This window comes from Deltaproteobacteria bacterium GWC2_65_14 (assembly GCA_001797615.1).
Classification (GTDB): Bacteria; Desulfobacterota; Deferrimicrobia; order Deferrimicrobiales; family Deferrimicrobiaceae; genus GWC2-65-14.
The window spans coordinates 1-7,006 of sequence record MGPV01000014.1 but is presented as its reverse complement, the minus strand read 5'-3'; the positions used below and the strand labels follow the sequence as shown (position 1 = coordinate 7,006).

General features: G+C 65.2%; 5 protein-coding genes. All 5 read right to left on the bottom strand.

All coding sequences use genetic code 11. The annotated features are described in order from the left end of the window. Positions 1–528 precede the first annotated feature (528 nt). Positions 529–1,098: a hypothetical protein gene (locus A2X88_09075; GenBank protein ID OGP35285.1), complete on the bottom strand. Its 570-nt coding sequence runs from the start codon at positions 1,096–1,098 to the stop codon at positions 529–531. A gap of 1 nt (position 1,099) precedes the next feature. Then, positions 1,100–2,161 carry a hypothetical protein gene (locus A2X88_09070; protein OGP35284.1) on the bottom strand — a complete coding sequence of 354 codons (1,062 nt, stop codon included), beginning with the start codon at positions 2,159–2,161 and terminating at the stop codon, positions 1,100–1,102. Continuing rightward, positions 2,158–2,502 (bottom strand): hypothetical protein, encoded by a 345-nt coding sequence (locus A2X88_09065; protein ID OGP35283.1) that lies wholly within the window; start codon positions 2,500–2,502, stop codon positions 2,158–2,160. The genes A2X88_09070 and A2X88_09065 overlap by 4 nt, the downstream gene beginning before the upstream one ends. A gap of 25 nt (positions 2,503–2,527) precedes the next feature. Further along, positions 2,528–3,031, bottom strand: coding sequence for a hypothetical protein (locus A2X88_09060; protein OGP35282.1), 504 nt, complete (start codon positions 3,029–3,031; stop codon positions 2,528–2,530). Between the two features lie 36 nt (positions 3,032–3,067). Further along, on the bottom strand, positions 3,068–7,006 hold a 3,939-nt coding region (locus A2X88_09055; GenBank protein ID OGP35281.1), incomplete at its 5' end, for a hypothetical protein.

The following is a 7,006-nucleotide window of genomic DNA, read 5'->3' as shown; positions in this document are numbered from 1 at the left end:
CGTTCTTCACCCAGTCGTACTCGAAGGTCACGGCGTCCTCGTCGACATCGGTTCCAGACGCCTCGACGGCGAGGGAATCCCCCGGCCGGATCGTTTCGGGGACGATCCGCACGGAGCGGATCTCGGGCGGAGCGTTCGCCAGCGTCACCGTGTTGGAGAAGAGCATCCTCCCGCCGATCTTCACCCTCGCCTGCACCGAATCGCCCTTCCGGAACGAGTCGGTCACGAGCGATCCGCTCCGCTCCCCCGGAGACAGGTCGCCGTTGATCTTCCATTCGATCTCCCCGTCGTCCAGGGAGAATCCGGTCGCGGAGAGGGTCAGCCGGGCCCCCCGGAAGGCCACCGCGGGAAGAATGCGGACTCCCATCTCGCCCTCGGCCCGGCGCGCCTCCGGCGACAGGTCGTCCTGGACCGCCAGGTTGTCCTCCCCGGCGATGACCCGGGAAACGACGGGGGCCACCTTCTCCCGCGTGCAGGAGGTCCCGAGGAGGAGCGCGAGCGCGAGAGCCGCCGCCGGAGCGATGCTTCTCAGTATTGGTAGAGTACGGATATCTTCGCCCTCTCCGTGGAAGACGGGTTCACCTGGTTGGCGGAGAGCTCCTCGATGGTGTAGAGGTAGGGGATGTTCATCACCGTCACCTCTCCGGAGCCGGTGTTCACCACCCCCACCTTCAGCAGTCCCGTGTCCGCCCCGGAATTGCCGTCCACCGTGTCGACGATCTTCGAGTATACCCGGTAGCTCCCGAGATCGAACCGCAGGTCATAGGTGGCGAGTGCCAGCGGATCGATCGTCGAGCTGTTGTCGACCCCCGCTCCCCACGTCCCCGTCGGACCGGCCAGTTTGGTCCCGAGGTCCGCCCCGATCAATACGTTCGTCAATCCGATCGTGTCGATCCCCTTGTCCGCGACCACCTGGAGCGTGGCCTGCACCCCTCCCCGCCCCGCCTCCAGCGCCGTGTTGTACCGTTTCATCTGTCCCGAGAGGTATCCTCCCCTGCTTAGGATGTAGAGGAGGCCGCCGGTGGTGATCAGCGCCACCACGGACAGGAGGAGCACGAAGATGAGCGCGACTCCCCGCTCGTTTCTCAGGATCTTCACGTCAGCCTCCCAGGTCCTGCGGAGTCACCGAAAGGGTGTGCACCTTCCAGCGGTACTTGAGCCCGTTCCCCAGGAACGCGGCGGCGGTCAGGTCCACCGGGACCCCCCCCACGGAAATGCTCGAGACGGAGTGGGTGTAATCTCGGTCGTACTGCCCCTCGTGGGTCAGCAGGGATACCCGGACCTGCTTCACCTGGTCCCGGATCTGCGCGGCGGTGAGGCCGGTAATGTCGTCCGACGCGAGATTGACCGCGCCGTCCCCGTCGGTGTCCAGATCGTACCAGATCTGCATGGCGGCGACGCAGTCGAGCAGCGGCAATGCCGTGTCCAGGGTGCCGTCCGAATGCCGTACGACCGATTTCACCAGGACGCCGGTGTTGGGCGCGCACCGCTGGGGCACGTTCGCCGTGGAAACGGAATAGTCGGCCCGGTTGAACGGCATCCGCAGCGGATTCCCGTCCGGGCCGTCGATCCCGTAGATCACCCGGGTGTCCGAAGGGACCCCCGGGGCGAAGGCGGCCGTGTTGTTGAAGGTCGCCGACCATCCGGCCGGAACGACCATCGATCGCCAGTTCGTTCCGGTGCTCCCCGGCGCCAAGACGATCACCCGGTCGGTATTGTTCAGGTTCTCGGCGTTTGCCGGGACGGTGACCCAGGAGCGCTTCACGTCCCCCACCTGGAGCGTCGTCCACTTCTTGCACACGTCGCTCGTTCCCACGTTGGAGGCCTTGACCACCAGGTAGTCGGAACCGTTCAGCCCCCCCCCGTTCACGCTGAGGATCCCGCGGGGAGCGGTGTTCGAATCGCTCAGGATTCCGGATGCCGCGTCGTTGTAGGCCGGGATGTTGTTCCACGGGATCCCGTACCCGGCATGCTCGATATCCTTCCGGAGCAGCTCGAGCCCGATGAGCGAGTCCATCCCGCTCTGCGCGATCCGGCTCTGCCGCCGGAACTGCTCGATCGACCCGAGGAAAAAGGTGGAGACGGCGCTCATGACCAGCGCCAGGATGGCCAGCGAGATCATCACTTCGACCAGGGTGAACCCGCGCTCCCGCCTGCTCATCGGTTCCTCACGATCGTCGTCGCCTGGTGGCTGTAGGCTATCCCCCTCCGGTTCCAGCCCACGTTGACCACCACCTGCAGGTTGTCCGCGTTCAGGGTGGTGATGGTCCAGCTGGGGGTGTAGTTCACGGTCAGCCCCCGGATCCGTTGGGCGACCACGGGGCGTGCGGTCACCCCGACCGTAAGCGCCGCGAAGGGGATGTTCCTCATTGCCGCCATCTCGGACTCCGCCACGCTCACCCCTTCGTCCCGGATCGTGTTGCGGATGTTGTACTCCACCACGAGCAGCCCCGCATCGGTCAGCCCCAGGAACACGATGAAGATGATCGCCAGGGCGACCACCGTTTCGAGGAGGGTCAGCCCCCGCTCACTTTTCCTGGCAGATCGCGCCATCGTATCTCCCTATCCGGAGCCTGGTCGTCCGGATCGTGATGCAGTCGTAGTCGGGGGACAACGTGGAAACGAGCCGGATCGTCCCGGTCACCGTGGCCAGCCCTTCCCGGTCGAAGGCGAACTGGGTCACCCCGCCGGTCAGCGTCGGGGTTATGTCGTAGCCGGTTGTCGTATTCGCCACCCGGGTGTCCGAAGCCGTTTCCAGCGTCCCGTTGCCGTCGGGGGCCGTGTTCGTGTCCTCGAAGGTGCGGTACTGCCTCGCCGCCAGGTCGACGAAGGTCATCCGCTTCTTCTGCATCGCCCTCCCCCGGGCGTCGGAGAGGTCGGCGTAGAGACGCTTCGTCTCCTCCTCCACCTTGTACTTCGCGAGCCATCCCTGGAAGGAGAACCCGAGGATGACCACGAGGACCCCGAGGATCGCCACCACGGTCATCAGCTCGATCAGCGTCATCCCGCGGTTGTCCCGAGCGAATCTCATCTTCCGGTTCCTTTCCCTCTTGCCTCGCTCATCCTACTACCGCTCCCGGATGTGCAGCAGCCGCTTCACCGGCGGAGGCGGCGACAGCAGCGACAACCCCTGCGCGGTCGGGGGAACCCCCTCGATCGCGAAGGACCTCCGCCCCCCCTTGTGCAGCGTCGTGTCCCCCTGGAAGGCGGTGGCGAGATTGAGTTCCTCGACGCTCGCCGTGGAGACCTGCACCAGCGCCTTCCCCTTGAGCATCGCCGCCGCGGGTGCGCCTCCGGTATTGTACCGCACCGCCCACAGGAAGCTCTTCCCTCCCAGGGCGCACTCGTCGCCGTAGGGCTTGTAGGTGGTGAAGAAGGTCAGCCCCGCCGTCGTGGCCAGCGGGTCGGTGATCACCCGCTCGGCCCGGTAGAGCCGCGTCGTGTTGTCGTAGGTGTAGTTTCCCGAGGGTTCCAGGTCGATCTGCCACCCGGCGAACCCCGCGGAGTTCGCCACCGCCTCCGTGGGGACGCTGGCGATGGAGGTCACGTTGGTGAGGCTCGCCGCGCTGACCGTGGAAGTGCAGGAGGGATTGATGGTGTTGATCGAGGTGAAGCAGGGGTCCTTCACCCCGAACAGCGCGCGCTGCCCGGTGGCGTCGTCCACCGTCGGTAGCGTGTCGGTCCCCGCCGGCGGGATCTCGAAGAAGAACCGGCCGGTCCCGAAGAAGAGCCAGGAATTGTGGTAGGTGTTGTTCTGCAGGCGGGCCACCGCGGAGGTGACCGGGCCGACGTTGTCGATCACCAGGCTCCACTCCCAGTTGGCCGGATTGCCTTCAACCCCGGTAATCCCGGCCTTGGTGACCAGCCTTCCGACCCCTCCCTGCGTCCATTCGCCGGTGGCGCTGTTTTTCTTCACATACGGGATGTAGATGGCGTCGTCCTGGTAGTCGAGGTTGAAGTCGGCCACCGTGTTGATCATCGAGCCGGCGAAGGCGAAGGGAATTCCCGTGTCGATCGTGCGCACCAGGCTCCCGCTCTTCAGATCGACGATGAAGATCCGCAGGTTCTGGTCCGAGCGACCCAGGAACTGGAGGCTGGAGATGTCGATCGGACCGGTGGGGCCGGAGCCGAACACGGCGTACCAGCGTCCGTTCAGCGTCCGGTCGGAGGTCCCCGAGAGGTCGAGGGCGTTGACCCGGACGATCGCGGGGCCGGCCGAAGCGAATCCGAGCGCCGCGTTGGAGAACTCCCAGAGCAGGACCGGGTTTTCCGGGTCGGTCACGTTCATCGCGAAGTAGGAGGAGAACCCCAGGTTGTTCACCGGGGTCTTCACGCAATCGGAGGTCCCCCCGTTGCAGGCGGCCCCCAGGTTCCGGCAGGCCCCGCCGTTGCGCATCCCCCCGACCAGGACCGTTCTCCAGGAAGCGGCCGTCCTCGTGTCGGTGTTGTTCCCCCCGACGCTCGCGTCGAAGATGTACGGGGAGAGGTCACTGTAGAAGAGGTGGCAGTAGTCGGGATCCATCAGGTACTTGAGATAGGGCTGGGCATTTTGCGGGATGAAGGCCCACCGCTCGCTTCCGAGCGCCGAGGTGTTGTCCAGGTTCACCAGCCGTGCCTTCTCGGTCGCGGTCTGCCCGGTCCAGGCAAGCTCCAGCTTCCCGAGCTTGAAGGCGTGGAGCATCCCGTCGTTTCCGCCGGCGAACACCATCCCCCGGTTCTTGTAGGCGGTGCTGTCGGTGAAGCCGGTAAAGGAGCTGTTCCGGTAGGTCTGATCGTAGTAGATCCTGTCGTAGGTGTTCAGCGGGATTCCGGCCACGATCCTCGGCGTGGAGTTGATGATGTCTCCCAGTTTCCACACCGCGTTGTCGATCCCGTAGGTCACCGTCCGGAGCCGGAAGTCGTTCACCTGGTCGGCGTCGAGGTCCTGGAAGATGTCCTCCCCGTGCACGAACCGGATGATCTGCTCCCGTTCCGTGGTCGATGCCGCCTGGAGGTTGGCCAGCGGAACATTTGAGGCGTTTGCGACGGAGAAGGGTATGAGGCCGCTCCCGGTCGTGGTGTAGATCGTCCGGGGGCTCGTGGAGAGGTCCCGCTGCCAGAGCAGGTTCCCCGCCTCCCAGAGGTTTCCCAACTCCTCGAACCCGACCGTCGGCCGGACCGAGTCGGGGGATCCGTTGCCGTCGGTGTCCGCGTACCGCCGGACCCTGGTGACCTCGGCCGCCTGGTCGAAGAAGAACTGGGCGATGTAGTCGTTGGCGAGGTTGAGCTTGTTGTCGGCGACGGTCTCCTCGCGGATCGAGGCGTTCGAGAAGAAGGGATCCACGTAGTACCAGAGGTTCTGCAGCGATCCGGTCCAGCTGATCGTGACGTTTCCGAACCGCCTCCGGGGGTAGAAGACCGCCTGGATCAGGTTCGCCCCGCTCCCCTCCCCCGAGGCGAGAACCGACGCCGCGGTGCCCGAGGAAGCCCGCTTCAGGATGCTGGAAAAGGCGTCCTTGACCGACTGCTCGAGCCTGGCCCCGTCGGTCGCCTCGTAATAGGTGTCGGGAACGCCGTCGCGGTTCTTGTCCCACTCGTCCACATGGTTGGGGGTGTTGCTCCCGTCGATGTCCTCGAACCCTCCGTTGATCGCGGCGAATTTGAGCAACGAGGAGTTCCCTCCGAAGGCGAACACGGTGTAGAGGGTCAGGTTCTGGGTCCTGGCGATGTTGTCGACCCCGATCGCGGGGCTGTCTCGCAGGTCTTTGGTGTGCGAGAAGAGGGCGACGTCCTCGAGTCCCGCGGTGTAGCCGCCGGCGCCGCAGGAGGGGAAGGACGAGGCGGGAAAGGAAAAGGTCCCCGCTCCCCCGGTCAGGGCGGTGCTGTTGTCTACGGCGGGGCATCCGCCGCCGGAACAGTTGAACGCCGACCTCCCGGAGGCGTAGCCCACCAGGTTGGTCGGCAGGTCCCCGTCGGAGCAGGGCTCGCCGTCGGTGATCAGCAGGACGAAGTTCTTCTGGCAGATCGGCCAGCGGGGGCTTCCTCCCGTACCGTAGTTCATCGGGTCGTTGTTGTTGTTGATCGTATAATCCGCGCTGTGGTACCTCGGGCCGGTGCCACTGGGGGAATTGTAGCCGGAGATGCTCGATTGCTGGGCGAAGTCCCCGATGATCGTCCAGAGGGTTTCTCCCAGCGGGGTGTTCGCGTTGGGCCGGGTGAGGTTGACCTGGTTCACCGTGCTGGAGAGACTCTGCCCGGTGATGGGAACCTGGACTTTCCCCCCATCGTACGTATTGTAGAAGGTAATCCCCACGCGCGCCCTGGCTCCCACCACGTTCTGGAGGACCCCTTCGACCGGAACGGGAACCCGGACCGCGACGTTGTAGGACGCTGCGTTGCCGGTCCCGTCGCCGCCGCCCGAGTCGTTCCGGATCGAGAAGTCGGAGGTCCCAGACCCGCCCCCGCCGCAGCCGGCGTCCGCGGAGTTGACGTAGAACTTCCGGGTCCCGGTCCAGGGGGTGTAGAGGTCGGCGTTCGCGATCCGCTTGTATTTCCCCCGGGAGTCGCAGTCGGCGATCTCCCCCACCAGCCGGTCGTATCCCGATCCTTCGCCGGAGGTCGTCTTTCCGCCGGTGAGCACCTTGCGCAGGATGTCGGCCCGCCGCATCGTAAGCCAGTTGAGGAAATTGCCGTCCCATTCGTTGTTGGCGCTGGCGCCCTTGGTCTGCTCCCCCGCAAGGCCGCTTCCCATCTTGGGAGCGTTCGGAATAAACCGGTTGCTGGTATACCGGTACCAGTAGTCGGGGTTGAAGTACCCGTAATACTTGTAGGCCGGCCAGGCCCCGGGATCGGTGAACCCGGTGCAGGGACTGCTGGAAGAAGTGCACATGTCGTCATCGGCGGTAGTCTCGGTCGTGAACCCGTCGAAGTAGGCGAAGTTGAACATGCTCCCCGAGTTGTCGACCATCAGCATCACGTTGGGCGGCACGTTCTGGATGACGTACGGAGGGACCTGGCAGTAGTCTTC

Excerpts from the sequence above, each read along its gene's own strand:
- A2X88_09070 (OGP35284.1), bottom strand. The coding sequence starts at position 2,161 with ATGAGCAGGCGGGAGCGCGGGTTCACCCTGGTCGAAGTGATGATCTCG.
- A2X88_09060 (OGP35282.1), bottom strand. The coding sequence starts at position 3,031 with ATGAGATTCGCTCGGGACAACCGCGGGATGACGCTGATCGAGCTGATG.